17 protein-coding genes are annotated in these 22,116 nt (G+C 60.9%); 10 read left to right on the plus strand and 7 right to left on the minus strand.

Going from position 1 to position 22,116, the window contains the following annotated elements; all coding sequences use genetic code 11:
* Positions 1-5 precede the first annotated feature (5 nt).
* Complete coding sequence (locus HDC30_RS27190; RefSeq protein ID WP_183785922.1) at positions 6-1,319, minus strand: MFS transporter; 1,314 nt, start codon at positions 1,317-1,319, stop codon at positions 6-8.
* A 349-nt stretch (positions 1,320-1,668) separates the two neighbouring features.
* On the opposite strand from HDC30_RS27190, the gene HDC30_RS27195 reads away from it, so the two are divergent.
* The 6 genes from HDC30_RS27195 (at position 1,669) to HDC30_RS27220 (ending at position 10,577) form a co-directional block, all read left to right on the plus strand.
* Positions 1,669-3,087 (plus strand): short-chain fatty acid transporter, encoded by a 1,419-nt coding sequence (locus HDC30_RS27195; protein WP_003228189.1) that lies wholly within the window; start codon positions 1,669-1,671, stop codon positions 3,085-3,087.
* Between the two features lie 198 nt (positions 3,088-3,285).
* Positions 3,286-4,983: a molecular chaperone HscC gene (locus tag HDC30_RS27200; protein ID WP_150368461.1), complete on the plus strand. Its 1,698-nt coding sequence runs from the start codon at positions 3,286-3,288 to the stop codon at positions 4,981-4,983.
* A 12-nt stretch (positions 4,984-4,995) separates the two neighbouring features.
* Positions 4,996-6,717 carry a J domain-containing protein gene (locus HDC30_RS27205; protein WP_183785924.1) on the plus strand — a complete coding sequence of 574 codons (1,722 nt, stop codon included), beginning with the start codon at positions 4,996-4,998 and terminating at the stop codon, positions 6,715-6,717.
* Between the two features lie 173 nt (positions 6,718-6,890).
* Positions 6,891-8,585, plus strand: coding sequence for an acid phosphatase (gene acpA / locus HDC30_RS27210; RefSeq protein WP_183785926.1), 1,695 nt, complete (start codon positions 6,891-6,893; stop codon positions 8,583-8,585).
* A gap of 117 nt (positions 8,586-8,702) precedes the next feature.
* Complete coding sequence (locus tag HDC30_RS27215) at positions 8,703-9,884, plus strand: hypothetical protein (protein ID WP_183785929.1); 1,182 nt, start codon at positions 8,703-8,705, stop codon at positions 9,882-9,884.
* A 177-nt stretch (positions 9,885-10,061) separates the two neighbouring features.
* Positions 10,062-10,577 carry an SET domain-containing protein-lysine N-methyltransferase gene (locus HDC30_RS27220; protein ID WP_183785931.1) on the plus strand — a complete coding sequence of 172 codons (516 nt, stop codon included), beginning with the start codon at positions 10,062-10,064 and terminating at the stop codon, positions 10,575-10,577.
* Positions 10,578-10,583: 6 nt separating this feature from the next.
* Here HDC30_RS27220 and can read toward each other — a convergent pair whose 3' ends face one another.
* Positions 10,584-11,228, minus strand: coding sequence for a carbonate dehydratase (can, locus tag HDC30_RS27225; RefSeq protein WP_095190641.1), 645 nt, complete (start codon positions 11,226-11,228; stop codon positions 10,584-10,586).
* Between the two features lie 140 nt (positions 11,229-11,368).
* Between can and HDC30_RS27230 the strand changes: the two genes are divergently transcribed.
* Positions 11,369-11,773 (plus strand): hypothetical protein, encoded by a 405-nt coding sequence (locus tag HDC30_RS27230; RefSeq protein WP_027612254.1) that lies wholly within the window; start codon positions 11,369-11,371, stop codon positions 11,771-11,773.
* A gap of 112 nt (positions 11,774-11,885) precedes the next feature.
* Here the strand turns inward: HDC30_RS27230 and rimI are convergent, their stop codons facing one another.
* Together rimI and HDC30_RS27240 are read right to left on the minus strand one after the other, a co-directional pair.
* Positions 11,886-12,338: a ribosomal protein S18-alanine N-acetyltransferase gene (gene rimI / locus HDC30_RS27235; RefSeq protein ID WP_027612255.1), complete on the minus strand. Its 453-nt coding sequence runs from the start codon at positions 12,336-12,338 to the stop codon at positions 11,886-11,888.
* Complete coding sequence (locus HDC30_RS27240) at positions 12,331-13,077, minus strand: energy transducer TonB (protein WP_183785941.1); 747 nt, start codon at positions 13,075-13,077, stop codon at positions 12,331-12,333. The genes rimI and HDC30_RS27240 overlap by 8 nt, the downstream gene beginning before the upstream one ends.
* A 233-nt stretch (positions 13,078-13,310) precedes the next feature.
* Between HDC30_RS27240 and mksB the strand changes: the two genes are divergently transcribed.
* Genes mksB through mksF form a run of 3 tightly spaced genes read left to right on the plus strand, consistent with a single transcriptional unit; the run spans position 13,311 to position 18,119 of the window.
* On the plus strand, positions 13,311-14,591 hold the full coding sequence (gene mksB / locus HDC30_RS27245; protein WP_183785933.1) for an Mks condensin complex protein MksB: 1,281 nt from the start codon (positions 13,311-13,313) through the stop codon (positions 14,589-14,591).
* Positions 14,581-15,282 carry an Mks condensin complex protein MksE gene (gene mksE, locus HDC30_RS27250; protein ID WP_016773189.1) on the plus strand — a complete coding sequence of 234 codons (702 nt, stop codon included), beginning with the start codon at positions 14,581-14,583 and terminating at the stop codon, positions 15,280-15,282. Before mksB ends, mksE begins: the two co-directional genes overlap by 11 nt.
* The gene (gene mksF / locus HDC30_RS27255; protein WP_183785935.1) at positions 15,279-18,119 is read left to right on the plus strand and encodes an Mks condensin complex protein MksF; all 2,841 of its coding nucleotides are present in this window, start codon (positions 15,279-15,281) and stop codon (positions 18,117-18,119) included. Before mksE ends, mksF begins: the two co-directional genes overlap by 4 nt.
* Positions 18,120-18,335: 216 nt before the next feature.
* On the opposite strand, the gene HDC30_RS27260 is transcribed toward mksF, so the two are convergent.
* Genes HDC30_RS27260 through HDC30_RS27270 form a run of 3 tightly spaced genes read right to left on the minus strand, consistent with a single transcriptional unit; the run spans position 18,336 to position 21,901 of the window.
* On the minus strand, positions 18,336-20,639 hold the full coding sequence (locus HDC30_RS27260; protein WP_027612259.1) for a PqiB family protein: 2,304 nt from the start codon (positions 20,637-20,639) through the stop codon (positions 18,336-18,338).
* Complete coding sequence (locus HDC30_RS27265) at positions 20,632-21,255, minus strand: paraquat-inducible protein A (protein ID WP_183785937.1); 624 nt, start codon at positions 21,253-21,255, stop codon at positions 20,632-20,634. The genes HDC30_RS27260 and HDC30_RS27265 overlap by 8 nt, the downstream gene beginning before the upstream one ends.
* Positions 21,242-21,901: a paraquat-inducible protein A gene (locus tag HDC30_RS27270; protein WP_027612261.1), complete on the minus strand. Its 660-nt coding sequence runs from the start codon at positions 21,899-21,901 to the stop codon at positions 21,242-21,244. Before HDC30_RS27270 ends, HDC30_RS27265 begins: the two co-directional genes overlap by 14 nt.
* Positions 21,902-22,116: the final 215 nt, after the last annotated feature.

Below are 22,116 nucleotides of genomic sequence, written 5' to 3' on the forward strand. Positions count from 1 at the left end.
ACTCGTCAGGAACAGGGCGCCACGGCTTGGCGCCCGACACTGCTCATGCGCGAACCGAAATACGCCGCGCTGACAATGCCGACTGCGCCCATCACCGCACAGAACATCACGCAGATCCACGGACTCCACGGCATCAGACCGATCAGCAACAGCGGTGTGATACTCGCCCACGCGGCGTAGGCAATGTTGTAGGTGAAGGAGATGCCCGACACGCGAATCCGCGCCGGAAACAGTCCGACCATCACCGATGGCACCGCGCCGACCACACCGCAGCCCAGGCCGGCGACGGCATACGTCAGCCCGACCCAATTGCCGCCCATGATCAGACAGCTATAAAGCACACCAATGCCCAACGGCAGCAGCAGGCTATAAAGCATGACCGTGCGCCAGGCACCGATGCGATCGACCAGCAATCCGGCAATCACACAACCGATGTTGAGAAAGACGATGCCCAACGCGCTCAGGGCGAAGGTGTGGCTGGCGGTCATGCCGAAGGTTTTCTGCATCATGGTCGGGGTGATGACCACGAACACCACCACCGCCGACGTCAGCACACAGGTCAGCAGCATCGCCGGCAACATCGCCAGACGATGTTCGCGCAGCACCGTGCGCAACGGCAGTTCGACCCGCGCTTCACGCTGGGCTTCCATGGCCATGAACACCGGGGTTTCGCTCAACCAGCGGCGCAGGTAGACACCGATCACGCCGAACACACCGCCGAGCAGGAACGGATAACGCCAGGCGTAATCAAGGATTTCCGCCGGGGTGAACACTTGTGCGAGAAAAGTCGCGGTCAGCGCGCCAATCAAGTAACCAAAGGTCAACCCGGCCTGCAAAAAGCCCAGCGCGTAACCGCGATGCCCGGCAGGCGCGTGCTCGGCGACGAACACCCAGGCGCTCGGCACTTCGCCGCCGACCGCCGCGCCTTGCAGGATGCGCAGCGCCAGCAACAGCAGCGGCGCGAAATAGCCTATCTGGGCATAAGTCGGCATGATCCCGATCAGCAGGCACGGCAGCGCCATCATCAGGATGCTCAGGCTGAAAACCTTTTTCCGGCCCAGGCGATCGGCGAAATGCGCCATCAGAATACCGCCCAGCGGGCGCGCCAGATAACCGGTGACAAAGATCCCGAAGCTTTGCAGCAGACGCAGCCACTCGGGCATTTCCGGCGGGAAGAACAACTGGCTGAGGGTCAGGGCGAAGAACACGAAAATGATGAAATCGTAGATCTCCAGCGCCCCGCCGAGTGCCGCAAGGCCGAGGGTCTTGTAGTCGGAACGGCTGAACGGCGCCGGTCGCGCTGTGGATTGGGCAGTCATGGCAAAGAACTCTGGCAGGCAAAAAACCAAGGCGCCCATGGTCTACGCAAATCCGCCTGGGGACAACCCGTTAGACCATAGTCCCGGTTTCGCAAAACCAGCTCACAAAACAGCCAGGCTTGATTTACTGTTTAAGCCTGTCCGGAGGAACCTGGCCAACGCCGACTGACCGGAGCGAACCCCGTGTGGGAGCGAGCCTGCTCGCGAAGGCGTCAGCCCAGCCAACTTCGATGTTGAATGTGCCGACCTTTTCGCGAGCAGGCTCGCTCCCACAGGGATCTCTGTGTTGTCGAGATGGGCGACCGTTCCTGCAGACCCACAATAACCATAAAAATCCGAGGTACTCCCTGTGGCCGTTGATATCGAAGATAGCCGCTCTGCGCGCTTTGCCTTGCGCTGTTCAAGCTTTGCCGAACGCTGGTTCCCCGACTCCTGGGTGTTCGCCGCACTGGCGGTGATCATTGTCGCGCTGGCCACTTTGGCCATGGGCGCCAAACCCACCGATGCCGCGATGGCCTTTGGCGACGGGTTCTGGAGCCTGATCCCGTTCACCATGCAAATGGCTTTCGTGGTGATTGGCGGCTACGTCGTCGCCAGTTCACCGCCAGCGGTCAAACTGATCGACAAACTGGCGCGCATCCCGAAAAACGGCCGCTCTGCCGTGGCCTGGGTCGCGCTGATCTCGATGGTCGCCTCGCTGCTGAACTGGGGCCTGTCGCTGGTGTTCGGCGGTTTGCTGGTGCGCGCCCTCGCCCGCCGCACCGATCTGAAAATGGATTACCGCGCGGCCGGTGCGGCGGCGTATCTGGGCCTCGGCGCGGTCTGGGCGCTGGGCCTGTCCTCATCGGCGGCGCAGTTGCAGGCCAACCCGGCCAGCCTGCCGCCGGCGATCCTGTCGATCACCGGGGTGATTCCGTTCACCCAAACCATCTTCCTCTGGCAATCCGGCGCCATGCTGCTGGCGCTGATCGTGATTTCGATCATCGTTGCCTACGCCACCGCGCCCGGCCCGAACTCTGCGCGCGACGCCAAGGATTGTGGCATCGACCCGGCGTTCAACCTGCCACCGCTGCAACCGCGTACCCGGCCCGGCGAATGGCTGGAGCACAGTCCGCTGCTGATCATTTTGCTGGTGCTGCTGGCCGCCGGCTGGCTGTTCCACGAGTTTTCGAGCAAACCGGCGATCACCGCGATTTCCGGGCTGAACACCTATAACTTCCTGTTCATCATGCTCGGCGCCCTGCTGCACTGGCGCCCGCGCAGCTTCCTCGATGCGGTGGCCCGCGCGGTGCCGACCACCACCGGCGTACTGATCCAGTTCCCGCTGTACGGCTCGATCGCCGCGCTGCTGACCACGGTCAAAGGTGCCGACGCACAGACCCTGGCGCATCACATCTCGACCTTCTTCGTCAGCATCGCCTCCCACGACACCTACGCGTTGCTGATGGGCGTGTACTCGGCGATTCTCGGTTTCTTCATCCCGTCCGGCGGCGGCAAGTGGATCATCGAAGCGCCGTACGTGATGCAAGTCGCCAACGATCTGCAATACCACCTCGGCTGGGCGGTACAGATCTATAACGCCGCCGAAGCCCTGCCGAACCTGATCAACCCGTTCTACATGTTGCCGCTGCTGGGCGTGCTCGGGTTGAAGGCGCGCGACCTGATCGGCTTCTCGTTCGTGCAATTGCTGGTGCACACGCCGCTGGTGCTGTTCTTGCTGTGGGTGCTGGGCACGACATTGGCGTATACGCCGCCGGTTATTCCTTGAATCAGTGCGGGGCGAGGTCAATCGGTCGACGCCCCGCCTTCCCTTCCTGACAGCGCCGTGTCGACGCCGACATGGCTTTCTGTCGCAAATAATAGCTCAGCGCCATCATCGTCCTTTACCGCATCACAGCCTCGGTAATATCCTTGCGCGCCGAAAATATGTTTCATTTTTTTGCCAAGCGCCAAGGGAGTTGTTGCAATGATCGTAGGGATTGACCTGGGAACCACCAACAGCCTCGTCGCCGTCTGGCGTGGCGAATCCTCCGAATTGGTGCCCAATGCCCTCGGTCAGTTCCTGACACCGAGCGTGGTCGGGCTGGATGATGAAGGACGGATTCTGGTCGGCCAGGCTGCGCGCGAACGTCTGCACACCCATCCGCGCCTGACGGCGTCGCTGTTCAAGCGTCACATGGGCAGCGCCACGGAAGTCTATCTGGCCGACAAGGCGTTTCGTCCGGAAGAGCTGTCCGCGCTGGTGCTGAAAAGTCTGAAAGAAGACGTCGAACGGGCTTATGGCGAAACCGTCACTGAAGCGGTGATCAGCGTCCCAGCCTACTTCAGCGACGCCCAGCGCAAAGCCACGCGGATCGCCGGCGAACTGGCCGGGCTGAAAGTCGAGAAGCTGATCAACGAACCGACTGCCGCCGCCCTCGCTTATGGGCTGCACCAACGCGACAAGGAAACCTCGTTCCTGGTGTTCGACCTCGGGGGCGGCACGTTCGACGTGTCGATTCTGGAGTTGTTCGAAGGGGTGATGGAGGTCCGCGCCAGCGCCGGCGACAACTTCCTCGGTGGTGAAGACTTCGACAGCGTGCTGCTGGAACACTTTATCGACCAGCACCGCTCAGTCGCCGACTTTCCTGACCGCAACAGCGTCATCCAGCCCCTGCGCCGCGAGGCTGAGCGTGTGCGCAAGGCTCTGGGTCAGGACAGCAGCGCCGAGTTCCGGCTGCAACTGGGTGACCGCCACTGGACCCACACCATCACCCAGCAAGAATTGGCGACGCTTTACATGCCACTGCTCGAGCGCCTGCGCGCGCCGATCGAACGGGCTCTGCGCGACGCACGCATCCGGGTCAGCGACCTTGATGAGATTCTGCTGGTCGGCGGTACTACCCGGATGCCGCTGGTGCGCAAACTTGCCGCCGGATTGTTCGGCCGTTTTCCGTCGATCACCCTCGATCCGGATCAGGTGGTGGCGCAAGGCGCAGCCATTCAGGCAGCACTCAAGGCCCGCTCGGCCGCACTTGAAGAAGTGGTGCTGACCGACGTCTGCTCCTACACCCTAGGCATCGAAACTTCGACCCAGATTGGCCGCAATTATGAGGCCGGTCACTACCTGCCCATCATCGAGCGCAACAGCATCGTCCCGGTCAGCCGGGTCAAGACCGTGTACACCTTGCAGGACAATCAGGAGCAGGTGGTTGTGCGGATTTTCCAGGGCGAAAGCCGTCTGGTCAAAGACAACGTCGCGCTTGGCGAACTGGCGATCAAGGTGCCGAAACGCAAGGCCGGCGAAGTGTCCCTCGATGTGCGTTTCACCTATGACAACAACGGCCTGCTGGAGGCCCAGGTGAATATTCCGCTGACCGGGCAACAACATTCGCTGGTCATCGAAAACAACCCCGGCGTGCTCACGCCTGAAGAGATTCAGCAACGCTTGCAGAACCTCGCTCAGCTCAAGATTCACCCGCGCGAGCAACAGGTCAACACGCTGCTCAGTGCCCGTCTCGAACGGCTCTACCAGGAAAGCCTGGGCGACCTGCGCGATCAGATTGGCCATTGGGCCAAGCAATTCCAGATCGCGCTCGACTCGCAGGACGAGCGCCAGATTCGTGAAGTGCGCACCGAGCTGAGCAGGCACCTGAGCGAACTTGATCGCACGCCGTGGCAATAAGGGAGCGCTGACATGGATTGCTGGTCCTTCCTGCATTTGCCCGATGACGCTGACGTCCGCGATATCAAGCGCAGCTATGCACGCCTGCTGAAAACCGTCAGGCCCGATGAAGATCCCGAAGGCTTCCAGCGCTCGCGCGAAGCCTACGAACGCGCGCTGGCGATTGCCCAATGGCGCCTGGAAAACGCCGAACAGGAAGACGAGCAGGACGCCGACGTCGCTGTCGCCACGGCGTCCAGCGCCTTTGCTGCACTGGCGCTCGATAATGCCCTGGCCAACAGCTCCAGCCAGGCGCAAAACCAGGCGTGGGATTTCGCCTCTCTGGAGGTTTCGCCCGTCAGTCCGGCAGCCCCGGAGCCGTTTGTGCCGCCATCGAAGGACGACGCCCTGCGTGTCGAGCCGCTGGCGGCGGACGCGCAGAGTCTTGAAGCGCAGGCCGCATGGCGATTGCTTGAAGATCTGTCGCCAGACAACCTCGGCGAGCGCTGGGAGCAGGCGCAACAACAAGGCTGCGCCAAGGCATTCGAAAGGCTGTTGCTGCAATTATGTTTTGAGCATCCACAATTGCGCGGACCGGTACTGCACTGGGCCGTCGAGCAGTTGGGATGGTTGGGCCCCTGGCAAGAAGTGCTGATGAATGATCGCCAGCGCGACATGCTCGCCGAGAGCCTGATGTCCGACTATCGAAACGCCTTGCAGGCGCTGCTCGAAAGCCAGAGCGAGCGCGAATTCCTCAACTTGCTCAAACACTACAGCGGCCAGCCGTGGCTCCAGGTATTCGATCGCCGCGAGCAATGGCAACAAAATCTGCTGCATCTGCTTAACGACCATGAGTGGAGCGTGCCGCTGTTCGACCGTATCGGCCAATTGTTCGGCTGGGATCACTCCAAAGGCCTCCACCCGCAACCGGCCTGGCTCTGGGAAACGTTGATCGAACGCTGCAATCAGGAAAGTTTCTACGACAACCTGCGGGCCAAGGCTGAAAGCGATCGTACGTGGGCGGCCGACGTGCAGGCAGCGCATCTGTTGATCAACCCGCTCAAACCGATGCAGCAGAAGAAGATCATCGACGGCTTTGGTCAGAATGAATGGCAGGCCTGCCACGATCTGTCAGAAAAGCTCAAATGGCGCTTCCCGGAGCTGCTCGCGCGATTGCCCTACGCCGACGTTTTTTACTGGCGGCGGTTTTTGCCACGGCCCATCGCCGACGAGACCTGGGTGCGGGTCTGGACGGCCATTGCCTTGGCGCTGTTCCTGTTCTATCTGGCTTCGCCACAAAAAGATGCGGCAACCCTGGCCTTCATTCCGCTGGGGTTAGCGTGTGTGCCGGTGTGGTTTTTTCGTTTTGCGCTGAGTTGGTGGGTGGTGCTGACGTCTCACGTGATCGTTGCGGATCTTTGGCTCACCGAAGGGCTGATTCCGCGCCGATGGAACCCTGACACCCGCTGGCTGGTAATACGCCACGGGTTACCGCAGGTGGTCATGGTGCTGCTGTTTTCGCTGCTGCTCGGGCCACTGGGCGCACTCACTTACGTGGGCGTGATCCTGATCGGACTGGTGCACAAACGACGAATCGGCTCGCTCGACCCGCAGCTGAGCAATAACCACCCCTGGCTGACCGCGCTGCACTGGGCGCACTTCAGTCCGCTGCAACTGCTGTTTCTGGTGATGATGACCGCGATAACGGCGGCCAGCAGACTCGGCTATTCCTTGCACTCGTTGATGCCCGGCTAGAACAGCAGCGAGCTTGCGTTGCGCCTGTTGTAATCGAGTGAATCGTTGTGGGAGCCGACCTGGTCGCTCCCACATTTGTTTTGCTGCACCTGAAAGTGTCACCCAACTGTCACAGTGCCTTGCTAGCGTCCGCCCGAAACAAACTGAAACAATTAAGCAGAACGGGCTGACAGATGAAAGACGAGACAGACGGCACTGACGCACCTGAATCCGACAACCCCACCGACACCAGTCGCCGCCGCTTTCTCGGCGGTGTCGCCGTCCTCGGCGTGGGCGCGACCCTGGCCGGCTGCGGCAACGCCAGCGATCAACCGGGTAAACCGGTCGAGCGCCCGCTGACCCCGACCGAGCTGGACAAGGCCCGGCGCGAGCAGGTGAAAACCGTGGTGGTGATCTATGCCGAGAACCGTAGCTTCAACAACCTGTTCGGTGATTTCCCCGGTGTCGAAAAGCCGCTGTCGGCGCTCAAGCCTGCCGATTACCAGCAACGTGACCGCGACGGCAGCCTGTTGCAGACGCTGCCGCCCGTCTGGGGTGGCGTGCTGCAGATCGGCCCGCAAACGCTTGATGGCGTGACCTACCCCAGCGCCACGCAGTTTCAGGAAAACCTGCCCAATGCGCCTTTCGCCCTCAAGGGCCCAAATGCCGAAGACTTGCCGTTCGGTCTGGTGACCCGCGATTTGTGGCACGTGTTCTATCAGAACCAGATGCAGATCAATGGCGGCAAGAACGATGGTTTTGTCGCCTGGGCCGACTCCGGTGGGCTGAACATGGGCCATTACGCCCAGAGCCGTTATTCCCTACGTCTGTGGGACGTGGCCCGGGAATTCGTGCTGTGCGACAACTTCTTCCAGGGTGCCTTCGGCGGCTCGTTCCTCAACCACCAGTACCTGATCAGCGCCACCGCGCCGTTCTATCCGGACGTAGCCAATTCGGTGGCCAAGTCACAGATTGCCGCCCTGCAAAGCGATGATCCGACTGACCCGCGCCTCAAACCGCTGGAGGCATCGCCGGCCAGCGCCATGACCGGCCCGCCGCAGTTCGGCCCAAGTGCGCTGACCCCGGACGGCTTCGGCGTCAACACCCTCGCCCCGCCGTACTGGCCGACGTGGATTCGCGATCCGGAGCGTCCGGCGTACTCCAAGCCGGATCTGCCCAATGTGATGGTGCCGCAGACCCACGAGCACATCGGCGACAAGCTGTCGAAGAAGAATGTCGACTGGGCCTGGTACGCCGGCGCCTGGCAGGCGACGCTGGAGCAGTACAAGGACTCGGGCGGGATTCCGAAGATCCCCAACTTCCAGTACCACCACCAGCCGTTCAACTACTTCAAGCGGCAAGGCCCGGAGAACCCGCAAGAGCGCAACAAACGCCTGCGCGATGCCGGCCTGGGCGATGAGTCGAGCACCAACAAGTTCTTCGCCGATGCCGAGGCCGGCAAGCTGCCGGCGGTAACTTTCTACAAACCGCAGGGCAACCTGAACATGCACGCCGGTTATGCCGACGTGGCTTCAGGCGACCGCCACATCGTCCGCGCCCTGAAGGTGCTGCGCGAAAGTCCGCAGTGGAAAAACATGGTGGTGGTCGTCACGGTCGATGAAAACGGCGGCTGGTGGGATCATGTGGCGCCACCCAAGGGCGATCGCTGGGGCCCGGGGTCGCGGGTGCCGGCGCTGGTGGTGTCGCCATTCGCCCGCAAAGGCACGGTGGATCACACGGTTTACGATACGGCGTCGATCCTGCGCCTGATCACCCGAGTGTTCCAACTGGAAACCCTCGACGGCCTCAAGCAGCGCGATGAGGCAATGATCGCCCGTGGCCAGAAACCGATGGGCGATCTGACCAACGCCCTGCATTTTCAGGCGTGAAACCGAGTTCTGCGAGCTGACGCAAAAATCCGTGAATGACCGCTTCTCTGTGCAACACGGCTGATCCAATATGAAGCGCCCCGAACCCGGGGAACCCACGCTGAAAAGGATCTGAGCATGTTCAAACTCGCAGGATTTACCCCCGCAGTTCTTACCCTCGCCGCGCTCACCCTGAGCGCGGCTGCCCACGCTGATGTCGACCTGAAGCTGGGCAGCACCGAGCGCGTCACCCGCCTCTTCGCCTACCCCAACAATTGCAGCGTGATCTGTTATCGCAACTGGTCCCTGGAGCAGACCGTCGCCCATTACCTGAGCCAGAGCGTGCAGCGCGATGGTTACAGTAATGCCAAGGTGTTGGTGAAGAACGATAACGGGCAGATTTACGCCGAGATCAGCGGCGTACCCAAAGGTTACGACAAGCCGCTGTCGGCGCTGCTCGATGCCGGTGATCTGGCCTATAACGGCGCCAGCAAGCTCAATGCCGATGGCAAATGGGCGTACAGCTGGTATCTGTTCCTGCCGCTGGGCATGGCCCTGGAAAACCGCAAGAGCGTCGAACTGCTGCACTTCCCGCCGGACTATTCGCTGACTCAGGCGCAGGATTACCTGCGCTCGAACACCACCGACCGCTGGGCCACGCTGCTGACCGTCAACGGCATTCCGGCCGAGCAGACGCCGGCATATCAGACCATCATCGACATCGCGCCAATCGCGGCGCCGTCCAACGCAGGTAGTGATCTGGAGGGCGTCTACGACTACTTCAAGGATTACCAGACGACGCTGGTCAAGCAGTTCAGCCAGACCAGTACCGGCACCACTCTGCCGATGGTCGCCTTCGGTGCGCCGGTGCGTAACTGGATCAAGCAGCAATACGGCCCGACCGTGGCCGTATTGGGTCTGGCGACCATCAGCCCGAGCGCGGGGGTGAACGTGCCGGTGCTGGGATCGAACCATCCGAGCTACATCTGGTACGCCGCCGACCCGGCCAGCTATGACGGCGATGAGGCCAAGGCCGATGCCGCCGGTTTGAAGGTCATGGGTCAGGACTTGAGCGCCGCTTGCTGGCAAGCCGGGATGGGCAGTAAACCGGGCACCGATGCGAAAGCCCTGCTCAACAGCTGCACGCAGACCTGGCAAGTGACGCAAAAGGGCAAGACCTGCGAACTGTTCTACACCTCGATCCGCAACCTGACCCCGGCACAGGCCGCCGCCAAGTGCTCGACCACGCCAATCAAGGCCCAGTTGCAACAGCTTCAGGGCGAATTGCCGGCCACCGCCATTCCTGCACCACACCTCTGATCCGCTGAAAAAGCTTCCCGTGTCAGTCAATGCTGACGCGGGGAGCAGCCAATCACGCCTGTCAGATCTGACAGTAGACAGTTTGAGGGATACACCGGAATATTGGATCCAAACATGTTGCAGCGCTGACAGGACGTCAGACCAGGGAAGTCGCAGCATTTGCCGACAGGGACCGTTATGAATAATCAGGCCCATCAACACAACATCCCACGCGACGCACCCGGCATCTACCCGTTTGCCGGATTGCCGGTGCGTCTGGGTTTCCCATCCACCGAGGATTTCGAAATCGTGCAGGACCACCACGGTCACGCGGCAGTCGTGGCGCGCCGGGCGTTCTTGCGCATCACCCGGATGTGTCGGGTTTCCGGGCAACTGCTGCCCTATCGTTGTCGACAGACTCGCCAGTTACTGGCCGGTATCCATCTCTACGATCCGCGCTTTTGCGGGTTGCTCGAACACGCCTGCGATCCGAATGTGTTTCTGGACATGAGTGAGCTGTGGCTGTGGGCACTTCGCGACATTCAGCCGGGTGAACGCCTGACCATCGACTTCGCAGCCACCGAAGACCGTTTGCTGCAACAGTTCGCCTGTACTTGCGGCTCGCCGCGCTGTCGGGGGTGGATCACCGGCTACGATGAACCACCCACGATCGAGGGCCAGCAGTTTTTGCAACGCTGGCGGCATCCACACTGATCGGGATTACACCGCCCCGACCGGACGCAGACGGTATTGCGGCGGCAGTTGCTCGAAACCGCTGATGGTGGTGTTCAGGCTTTTCCAGCGACCGTCCTTGATGCCGTAAATGCAGCCGTGAATCGACAGGCTCTGGCCGCGGTGCCAGGCGTTCTGGATGATGCTGGTGTGGGCGACGTTGGCCACTTGCTGGACGACGTTGAGCTCGCACAGCCGGTCGACCTGTTCTTCCTCGGTCGGCAGCTTGGCCAGTTCTTCTCGTTTTTCGTAATACAGGTCACGGATCGAGCGCAGCCAGCCATCGATCAGACCGAACTGGCGATCCTGCATCGAGGCGCGCACACCGCCGCAGCCATAGTGGCCGGTAACCAGGATATGTTTGACCTTGAGCACATCAACCGCGTACTGGATCACCGACAGGCAATTGAGGTCGGTGTGCAGCACCACGTTGGCGACATTGCGGTGTACGAACAGATCGCCCGGCAGCATGCCGACGATCTCGTTGGCCGGCACCCGCGCGTCGGAGCAGCCGATCCACAGATATTCCGGGGTCTGCTGGCGCGCCAGCTTGGCGAAGAAATCCGGGTCTTCCTTGGTGATCGCGTCAGCCCAACGCTCGTTGTTATCAATCAGGTCTTGTAAGTCGTGCATGGTTAAGGCCTCAAGAAAGATGCGCTGGTATGACAGACGACCGCCCGTCGGGGTCACGCAAGAACCGCAGGTGTTTTTCTTTGGAATTCTCGGGTGCCCGGTGAGTCCACTCAGTAAGGCCCACAGTATGAGGATTTGCCATGACTGATTCACGACGTCCGTTCGATGCGGTGCAACCGGAACCCATCGATGACAACGAAGACCGCATGGGCTCGGTGCATGAGCTGGATTTCGATGAAGACGAACCCAGCGCGAAAATCGGTGACGAGATTCCGGAACGTGAACGCGAGCAACTGATGCCCGCTGAACGGGTGCGCGAGGCCGGGCTTACCGGTGCATCGACGGCTGATCATGAACCGACCGACGATGACTTGAGCCCGGAAACACTGATTCACGAGGATGGCGCACGCGATGCCGAAGAGGCTGGCGAGGGCAATCAGGCCGATTGGGATCTGAGCATTGTCGATGAGGATGACATCGGCGGCGGCAATGGTCTGGATGAGGCGGAGCTGGCGCGGCGAGATCCGCTGGATGGCAATCGCTGATCTGTATTGCCTGTAAGGACGCCTTCGCGAGCAAGCCCGCTCCCACAGGGAATTGAGACTCGGCTCAAAACCAATGTGGGAGCGGGCTTGCTCGCGAAGCTTTTAAACAAGATCAGTCGACCAGGGTGCAGGCCATCACTACGGCGTCTTCGCGCCCGCCCACCGCCGGATAATAATCGCGACGCCGGCCAATCTCATTGAAACCATAGCGCTCATACAACTTGAACGCTGCGGTATTGCTGTCGCGCACTTCCAGGAAGCATTCCCGGGCAGAGGCCGCATATGCCCGCGACATCAGATGCTCGAGCAGCGTCAGCCCCAGCCCCCGTCCCTGATTCTCCGGTTTGACCGTGATATTCAGCAGATGCGCCTCGTCGAGAATGATCTGCACCACCCCGTGGCCGACCTGCTGCTGGCCTTCGAACATCAGCCAGATCTGGTACTTGCCCAGCCCGTCGAGAAAAATCCCGCGGGTCCAGGGATGGCTGTACGCCGCGTATTCGATCTTCAATACCGCGTCCAGGTCCGCCTCGGTCATCGGGCGGAACGATACAGCTTCACTCATTCGATGGTTTCCAGCGCGCCATCAGCCGACGCATGGCTTGCCACACAGCGGCTTTGCGCTGTGGCTCTTCCATTAACAATTCCAGACCGGGGATGGCCCATGCCAGGCCCAGGCCTTCGATCTGCAATTCACTATTGAACGCTTCGGCGTCCGCTTCACCGGCAAAGCGTATTGCCGGAAGGCCGATCAGCCACAGGCAGGCGCAGGGTGCCGCTTCCATCTGTACCGAGAGGAAACCCTGAACAAAGTCGCGCGCCGCTTCCGGGCCCTGATCCATGGTGCCGCGGTTCAGCCACGGCCAGCGCACCGGCTCGCCGACGATTTGTGGCGCATCCGGCAGACCGGCGGCGCGCAACATGTCTTTAAGCAGCAGGTAGGCCGGATCGCGGCTCTGGAACGCTTCGCCTGTGGGTAACTCGACCAGCAGCAGGCAAGCCCCGGCGCGCAGCAACTGCAGGGCAAAACGCGGTGGCGGCACGGGCGCGGGTCTGGCGACAACTGGCGCCTCCTCGACCTCTTCCACCGGTTTGGCGCCATTGCGGGTACTGGCGAGCGACGGGCGTGGCACTTCGATCTTCGGCCGTTCGACCGGACGGACGGCAGGCTGCGCCGGAGCTTCGGCCTGCACAACCGGCATCACCGCGACCTCTGGCTCAGGCTCGGGCATGTCCAGCAGCTCGGGCCGCGACGGGGCGGCGAAAGGCAATTCGGTGCGCGGCAGCCAGTTGACCACCTGCATGGCGTTCAAATAGGCGCGGCGGCGGGACTCGATAAGCAAAGGGTCGGCCACTTGTGGATAACTGAAGTGGGCTGATTCTACAGCCCTTCGTTCAAGATCGCTTGCTGTTGATCGATAGCCTTTACCTGGGCTCGCTCCCTGAGAAAATGCAACAGCCCGTCCCGAGAGTGAATCGCATCCCTCGTGATGCAGTACAATCGCGGCTTTTAATCGCCAACCAGCCGGCCATTCCGATGATCGAACCCAAGCGCGTCTTGCGCGCCCTCGCTGAACACTGGGCACTTCTGGAGCCACTGTGCGAGCACTTCGACCAGGGCACCCTGAGCCTCAACGAACTGCGCACGCAACTGGCCGCCCAACAACTGGACAGCACGCCGCAGTACATCACCAGCCTGCTCGACGTGTGGATTCGCCTGGACATTCTGGTGCCCGTGGCGAAAAGCCCGAACCGTTTCGAGCTCAACGCGCAGATCCACGACTTCCTCGCCTACCTGCGCCGTGAGCACCGTCTGGGCCTGTGCCTGGAAATCGAAGCCTATCTGCGCCACCTCGAACGGCTGGCCGGCTACATTCAGGACGCGTTCGATGTGCGCGACGGCAACGACCTCGCCCGTCAGTTGCGTTTGCTCGACATGCGCGTGCGCGACGTGCTGAAGAAACTCGACAACGACGAGCAGGCACTGGTCGCCGTGGCCGAACGGGCCAAGACCAGCGACCGGCAGATTCCGCTGCGTCAGCGTTACGCCGAAGTCCTGGCGACCTGGGACGAATACGTCGAGCCGATGATCGATCTGGTGAACGCCGACGGCGCCTTCGAACAAGGCGTGCGCAAGGTCGAAACCGTGCTGCTGAAGATGCTCAGCGAACAGCAGCGCCTCGGCCATCTGGTCGATGACGACATGCTGCTGCGCACCCACGCGCGCATCCTCGAAATGCAGACCAGTGCCCAGCTGACCCTGCGCCACGCCCGCGAACTGCTGCTGCCGCTGCGTGAAGAAGCGCGCCGGCACAACGCCGTGACCCGTGGTGCCGCGCTGGCGCTGGCGGCGATTCGCCGCAAAGGCATCGACGCCGTGCCGCAAGCGGCGATGCCGCTGTTCACCCGGCCGCAAAGCACCTTCCTCGGCAGCGCCAGTCAGGTCGAGGCCTACGTCTACGCCCTGGCGCGTTTCGAGCCGAAACCGGCGCGTTTCCCCAAAGCGCACAAGACCCAGAAATCCGGCGATGCCCCGCGTGCACCGCGCACCGTGCGCGAGATGGTCGAGCGTTGCGAAGAGTCCCTGCCGATGCCGGATCTGATGACCTGGTTGCTGGAGCAGGAACCGGACGGCGCCACCGACGAATTGCTGTACTGGTTCTCGCGTCTGTCGCGGGAAAAACGCTTCACCCGCGAGCGTCTGGAACGCCGCGAATACCACACTCACGAGCACCAGGTCAGCCTGCGCTCCTTCGCCCTGCTCTCGGCCCGCGACTCCGCCGCCGAGGATTCTGCGAGCATCCCCAATGCATCTTGATCTATCCGAACTGTCCCAACTGGCGCCGATCTTCCGCGAGCTGTTCAAGGGCTATCACGTCAGCCGCCGCGACCCGGAACTGTACGCGCAACTGTCGAACTTCCAGGATCAATACCGCACGCTGTTCAAGGCGCTGGGGTTCGAACTGGTCTGCGACACCCGTGGGTTCTATTACTTCGTGCCGGACATGGCCGCTGCGGCGGTGAACAAGACCGCTCAGCGCCTGGCGCTGTTCACCTTCATTCTCGTCGAGCATCTGGCCGATCAGGGCCGCGATCCGATCGCCGTGCTCGACGGTGGCAGCCTCGGCCGTGAAGAGCTGCCGTCGTTGCTGGATAAATACCGCGACCTGTTCATCCAGGCCGAAGTGCAAACCGTCGAAGAACTCGAAGAAAAAATCATGCGCCGCATGACTCAGCTCGGTTTCGCCGGTGAAGAAAACGGCGTGTACCGTTTCCTGCCGCCGATGCATCGTTTCCTCGATGTGTGCCTGTCGGTGCAGCAGGACCGCGATCTGGCGGCCAGCGTACACAGCGTGCTGCCGCTGCCAGCACCGGTGCTGATCGACGAAGAGGCCGAAGCCAAATTCCTCGAGACCGACGATCCGCTCGATTTGAGCGAATTTGAAGAAGAGAGCGAAGAAGACGCACTGGCCCGGGCCATTGCCGAAGAACAGGAGTCCGACGCATGAGCCAGGAACGCTACGGCATCCGCCGCTTTGCCCTTTTGAACACCGCCGGTTACAGCCTCGGCCTGTTCCCGCTGGAAGAACCGTTGTCGGTCTACGGCGCGAACAACCTCGGGAAATCGGCGTCGATCAACGCCTTGCAGTTCCCGATTCTGGCGCGCATGTCGGACATGAGTTTCGGCAAGTACAGCCTGGAGCAATCGCGGCGTTTCTACTTCGCCTCCGACACCAGTTACATCCTCGTCGAAGTCAATCTACCGCACGGCCCGCACGTGATCGGCGTGGTCGGCCGTGGCCCGGGCGGTGGTTTCGGTCACCAGTTCTTCGCCTACGCTGGCAAGCTCGACCTGGCGCATTACCAGAAGAACGACACTTGCCTGCGTCAAAAAGAACTGTTCAGCAACCTTGAGAAAGAAGGCCTGAAAGCCTACGAACTCAAGCCGGACGAACTGCGTCGTTTGCTGGTGGGCGGGCACACCTCGATCCCGCTGGATCTGACCCTGATTCCGCTGCGCTCCACCAGCGAGCAGAGCCTGAAGACCTTCCGCGCGCTGTTCATCAACCTGCTGCACATGCGTGAAATCACTGCGGCCAAGCTCAAGCAGTTGTTCCTCGATGCCTTCGAGCACAGCCTGCGTTCCGGCAGCGTCGACTACATCGCCGCGTGCGAAGAAGCCTTCCGCGATGTGCGCCGGATGGAGCAGGACTACAACTCGCTGGTCGCTGCCGGCCCATTGGTCGAAGCTCTGGCCAACGGCGTGAAACAGCGCGATGTGCTGCGTGGCAAACTGCATCGCCTGTCGCCGCTGCTCGACTCGTTGCTTGGCACCTGGTCGGACTACGCCAGGGCGCGCAAGGAAGAGCTGACGATCCAGGCCGAACACTACCGTCGCGAGCAGGACGATCTGCAAAACGATCAGCGCGGCGGCACGCAAGAGCTGATGCGTCTGGAGCGGGAAATTTCCGGCATCCAGCGTTGGCTCGGTGAGTTGTCGGTGCTGAAAAACCGCTTCGCGCTGGTCGATGACGTCAAGGTGCTGGAGCAACAACTGCTCGCCGCCAAGGACGCGCACGACGAACTGGCTGGTGCGCTGGCACAGTCCCGGCAGTTCAGCGCCGAGGATCTGGAAGAACGTCTGCGCGATCTGGAAAAACGCCTGAAGTCGGTGAAGCAGCAACTCGATCATGCCGACAACAACAGCTATGCACGCCTGCGCGAAGAATTCTCGCAGCAGGACGTCGAACGCCTGATGCGCCTGTTCAACAGCGCGCTGTTCAGCCTGCCGCTGGGCGAGCACGGCATCACCCTCGACGACGATGGCGAGTGGGTCAAATCGGTCGAGCTGATCCTCGATGGCTTCAAGGGCGAGCGTTTCGAAGTGCCGGGGCTGTCGATCGACATCTCGCACATCGAGCCGCCGGCTCTGCAAGCGCTGGCCGACCGCGCCGCGCTGCGTGACCAGAAAGAGCGTCTGGAAAAAGAGCTCAAGCAGCTCAAGACTCAGCAAGCCGTGGCCGCCGACCGCGCCGCGAGCAAGACCCAGACCGAAGCGCTGTACCAGCAAGTGCTGGATGCGCAGAAAGCCCTGGAAGATTTCCGTCGCACTCAAACGCTGAGCGCCGAAGAAGGCGACAAGCTTGAGCAACTGGCGCAGATGGAAGCGGCGCAGGACGAACTCAAGCGTTCCAGCGATGCGTTCACCGAGCGCGTCCAGCAACTGTCAGCCAAGCTGCAACTGGTCGGTCGGCAGATCGCCGACATGGAAGCCAAGCAGCGCACTCTCGACGACGCCCTGCGCCGCCGTCAGTTGCTGCCGGCGGATCTGCCGTTCGGCACGCCGTTTATGGATCCGGTCGACGATTCGATGGACAACCTGCTGCCGCTGCTCAACGACTATCAGGACAGCTGGCAAGGCTTGCTGCGCGCCGACGGTCAGATCGAAGCGTTGTACGCGCAGGTGCGCCTCAAAGGCGTGGCCAAGTTCGACAGCGAAGACGACATGGAGCGCCGTCTGTCGCTGCTGATCAACGCTTACGCGCACCGTACCGACGAAGCCCTGACGCTGGGCAAGGCCCGGCGTGCGGCGGTCACCGACATCGCCCGGACCCTGCGCAACATCCGCAGCGACTACGACAGCCTCGAACACCAACTGGCGCTGTTCAACCGCGAGATCAACAAGCGTCAGGTGTCCAACCTGCAGAGCTTCCGCATCGTCCTGGCGCCGAACAAGGAAGCGCTCAAGCACATCGATCAGATCATCCACAGCGCCGGTCAGTACGAAGAAGGCGAAACCCTGTCGGTGTTCGATCTGAGCCAAAGCGCGGAACAGGACAACAAGAACGAAGAGGCCAAGGAGTACCTGGCGCGGCTGGTGGCGGCGAACCACAACCAGCTCGGTCTCAAGGACTTGTTCGAACTGGCGTTCGAGATCACCAAGGTCAACGGTCAACCGGTGATTCACACCGACATCGACGGCGCGGCGTCCAACGGCACCACCATGACCATCAAGGCGCTGACCAACATGTACTTGTTGCTGCACCTGATGGATCGCGATCTGGCCGGTCGCGTGCGCCTGCCGTACTACCTCGACGAGGCGGCGGACATCGACGAGAAGAACCAGGCCGCGCTGCTGGAAACCAGCCTGCAACTGGGCTTCGTGCCGATTCTGGCGAGCGTGAAGCCGCAGGTCTGCGCCAGTGTCGCCATCGACCTGGAAGGCGGCAGCGGCCCGGCGGGGATCTACATCGACGAGGCGGACTGGAAGTACATCCGCCGGCATGATGTGGTGAAGGCCACCGTCAATGTGCAAGCCGATGAGCCGGAGCTGGATGAGGTTTGATCGACTTTAGCTGAAAACCAAAAAGGGCCGCGATCTGTTGGGATCGCGGCCCTTTTTTATGGCTGGGGATTTGTGCTGAGCTTTGAGGCCTCTTCGCGAGCAGGCTCGCTCCCACAGGAATTAGCGTCGAACTTGATTTTTGTGTACACCACCCATCCACTGTGGGAGCGAGCCTGCTCGCGAAGGCGTCCTCCCAGACGCCACATCAATTCCGGATTACTTACCGAGCGAAATTTTCGGCGCCCAGGTCAGCCACTCATCCTCGAACTTGTCGAACAACGGGAACGTCTGCTCAGCCCGTGCCGGGGTGCCCATGCGCTCACCGTCCGGCGTAGCGAAGGCGATACCACCCTGAATCGCTGTCTCCAGCGACTCCGTGCGCACCGTCAAACCATTGAACAGACCGATGTCGAAACCGACACCACTGGTGTTCCAGAATCGGCTGCCGCTGCGCACCAACGGCGCGTATTTCGGCTCGATCAAAATATGCACCAACACGCGATCAGCAGTCTGGCCCAGTTCATAACCGGTGACCTTGCCCACGGTGATTTCGCGGTAGGTCACGGGTACGCCCGGTTTCAGCGAGCCACGGCGCGCGGCGCTCAACACCAGACTCAAGCCAGCCTCCTGCTTGCTCACTTCCGGCGGACTGGCCAGCGCAACGAAGTTCTTCTGCGGGCCGAGATTTTTCGCCGCCGGCTGCACTTCCACATATTGCCCGGTGACCAGGGTTTCCAGATTCTGGGTCTTGATCAGCCCCAACTCCGGCTTGACCACCCAGAACTGACTGCCGACCCGCGCAATGCGCTCCGGTACTTCGGTGATCCGCGCGGTAATCATCACGGCTTGCAAATCGTCGGTCAGATCGACGTCTTCAATCTTGCCGACATCCAGGCCTTTGAAACGAATCGGTGTGCCCGGACGCAAACCATCGGCGCGGTCGACCTTGATCGTCACCAGCGTGCCTTTCTGGTTGGCTTCATCATGGTTGGCGAACAGACGGAAGCGTGGAATACGCTTTTGCAGCGGCGCCTTGGCTTGCGGTGTTTCGAAAGCAATACCGCCGGCCATCAATGTCTGCAAAGACTCGCTCTTCACTTGAATACCACCTGTCAGACCACCGGTGAGGGTGATGCCGCTGACATTCCAGAAGCGTGTCGACGCGTTGACCAGGTTTTCGTACTCCTTCTCGATATGCACGCCGATGACGATTTGCTTTTTGGTCTTGGAGAACTGATAGCTCTGTACCGAACCGACCTTGACCTGTTTGTACAGAATCGGACTGCCGACTTCGATCGAACCGAGAACATCGGTGAACAGCACCAGGTGCAGACCCGGCGAACGCAGATCCAGCGGCGGCGCTTTTGGCCGCGCCTCGAATTCGCGTTTCGGCGCGGCACCTTTGTCGCCCGGACGCACGGCAATGTAGTTACCTTTCACCAACGCTTCGAGTCCGGTGATACCGGCCAGGGAAATCGACGGTTTGACCACCCAGAACTGCGTGCCTTCGACCAGATAGTCTTCGGCCAGAGGATCGAGCGTCAGCTCGGCGGTGGCGCTGTTCAGATCCGGATCGATTTTCAACGCTTTCATGTTGCCGACCTGAATGCCCTTGTACATCACCGGCGTACGGCCGGCCTGCAAGCCTTCGAAGTCACTGAGTTTGACCTTGACCCGAATACCGGCAGCGGCGGCGTCGAAGTCCTCATAGAGACGGAACGGCAGGCTTGGATCGGTGGGCGGACTGTCCTTGCGATTCTCTGGTGTGGCGAAGGCGATACCCCCGGCGACGATGCTCGCCAGAGATTCGCTGCGTACCTTCACCCCGGACAGGTTGGCGTCGATGCTGATGCCGCTGGCATTCCAGAAACGTGTGTGTTTGCGCACCAGTTTGGCGTAGGTCGGCTCGATGAACACTTTGAGCTCAACGGTGCTCTGGTCTTCAGACAGCACGTAGCTTTTGATCTGACCGACTTTGATCTGCTTGTAGAACACCGGACTGCCGCGGTTCAGCGAACCGAGGCGATCGGCCTTGATCGTCAGGTGCAGGCCGGGCTTGGAGTCCGATAGCGGCGGCTCTTCGGCCAGCGCCTTGAACTTGCGGGTCGGCTCGCCTTCACCGGGACTGATGGCCACGTAGTTACCTGAAACCAGGGTTTCCAGACCGGTGATGCCGGCCAGGGTCACGCTCGGTTTCACCAGCCAGAAGCGCGTGCTGGTCTTGAGGTATTGCTCGACGTCCTTGTTCATCTCAACGGTGGCAATCACCCCTTTGGAATTGCCCTCGTCATCAAGTTTGAGCGTCTTCACCTTACCCACCGGCATGCCCTTGTAGACCACTTCGGTCTTGTTGGCCTGGATGCCTTCACCGCTTTCGAAACGCACCTGAATCTCGATACCGGTTTCGTTATAGGCACGCCAGCCGAGCCAGCCACCGATGATCAGGGCAATCAGAGGCAGTACCCAAATGGCAGACCAGTTGGAGGCCGGTCGGGTTTTCGCTACAGGCAAATCAGTCATGGTCGTCGTCCGACTCCGTGTTATCCCAAATCAGTCGGGGATCGAAAGTTACTGCGGCAAGCATCGTCAGAATCACCACACTGGCGAAGGCGATGGCGCCAAGGTTGGCTTCGACACTGGCAAGCCGGCCGAAGTTGACGACCGCCACCAGAATGGCGATCACAAAGATGTCGAGCATCGACCAGCGACCGATGAACTCGATGAAGCGGTACATCCAGATCCGCTGCCGCGCGGACAACGGCTGACGCCGCTGCACCGAAAACAGCAGCAGTGCGATGCCGACCAGTTTGAAGGTCGGCACCAGAATACTGGCGATGAACACCACGGCGGCAATCGGGATCATGCCGTGCTGCACCAACTGGATCACGCCGGACATGATGGTGCTGGGATCGCCCTGCCCCAGCGAACTGACCGTCATGATCGGCAACACATTGGCCGGGATGTAGATAATCGCAGCCGTGATCAGCAGGGCCCAGGTTCGGACCAGGCTGTTAGGACGGCGAGCGTGAACCAGCGCACCGCAGCGGGTGCAGGTCTGCTCGTCGGTGTCCGCATCCCGTTTGTTCAATTCATGGCATTCGGTACAGATCAGAATGCCCGCATCAATCGCCCGCATGGGCATCCTCTCCTGATAACGCCTGCCAGATCTGATGCGGTGACATCACCACTTCCAGCCAGACCTGAACCAACAACAAACCGATGAAACACGCCAGACCGAGGCCGACGGTGATGGCCGCCATGTCCGCCAGTTTGACGATCGCCACGAGGACGCCCATGAGGTAGACCTCGAGCATTCCCCAGTCTTTGAGGTGGTGATAAATGCGGTAGAGCAATAAGCCGTAACTGCGTCCGACGTTGAATCGAATCGTCAGCAAAACGAATAACTGGCACAGCAACTTCAGCAACGGAATAGCCATACTGCACAGGAATACAACGATCGAAACGCCCTGCATGTCCGTATTGAACAAGCCGAGCACGCCGCTCCACACCGTATCCTGCGAAGATTGTCCGAGGATATTGAGTTGCATGATGGGTAAAAAGTTTGCCGGGATGTACAGCAATAATGCTGCGATCACCAAGGCAAGGCTGCGCTGCACCACATTATGGCGATGGGCGTACAACTCGTAACCGCAGCGCGGGCAGAGTGCTTTCTCGCCATGGGCGAGCTTGGGCTTGCGCATCAGCAGGTCGCACTCATGACAGGCCACCAAGTCTTCCAGCGGTAAATCTGACAGCCCTTGGGCGTCAACCGGATCTGACATAAAGGCTCTGACTCCGAAAAAGATGGGGGTTATTCTAGTGTTCTGATTCGAAAATAACTGTGCAAAATTGTTCGCTGCCTAAGTAAAAATACTTTCCTGCGGGCAAAACAAAACCCCAATTGCTTTCGCAATTGGGGTTTCGGAATTTAATCTTGACGATGACCTACTCTCACATGGGGAAACCCCACACTACCATCGGCGATGCATCGTTTCAC

It is taken from the genome of Pseudomonas sp. JAI115, assembly GCF_014200835.1.
Lineage (GTDB): Bacteria > Pseudomonadota > Gammaproteobacteria > Pseudomonadales > Pseudomonadaceae > Aquipseudomonas > Aquipseudomonas putida_A.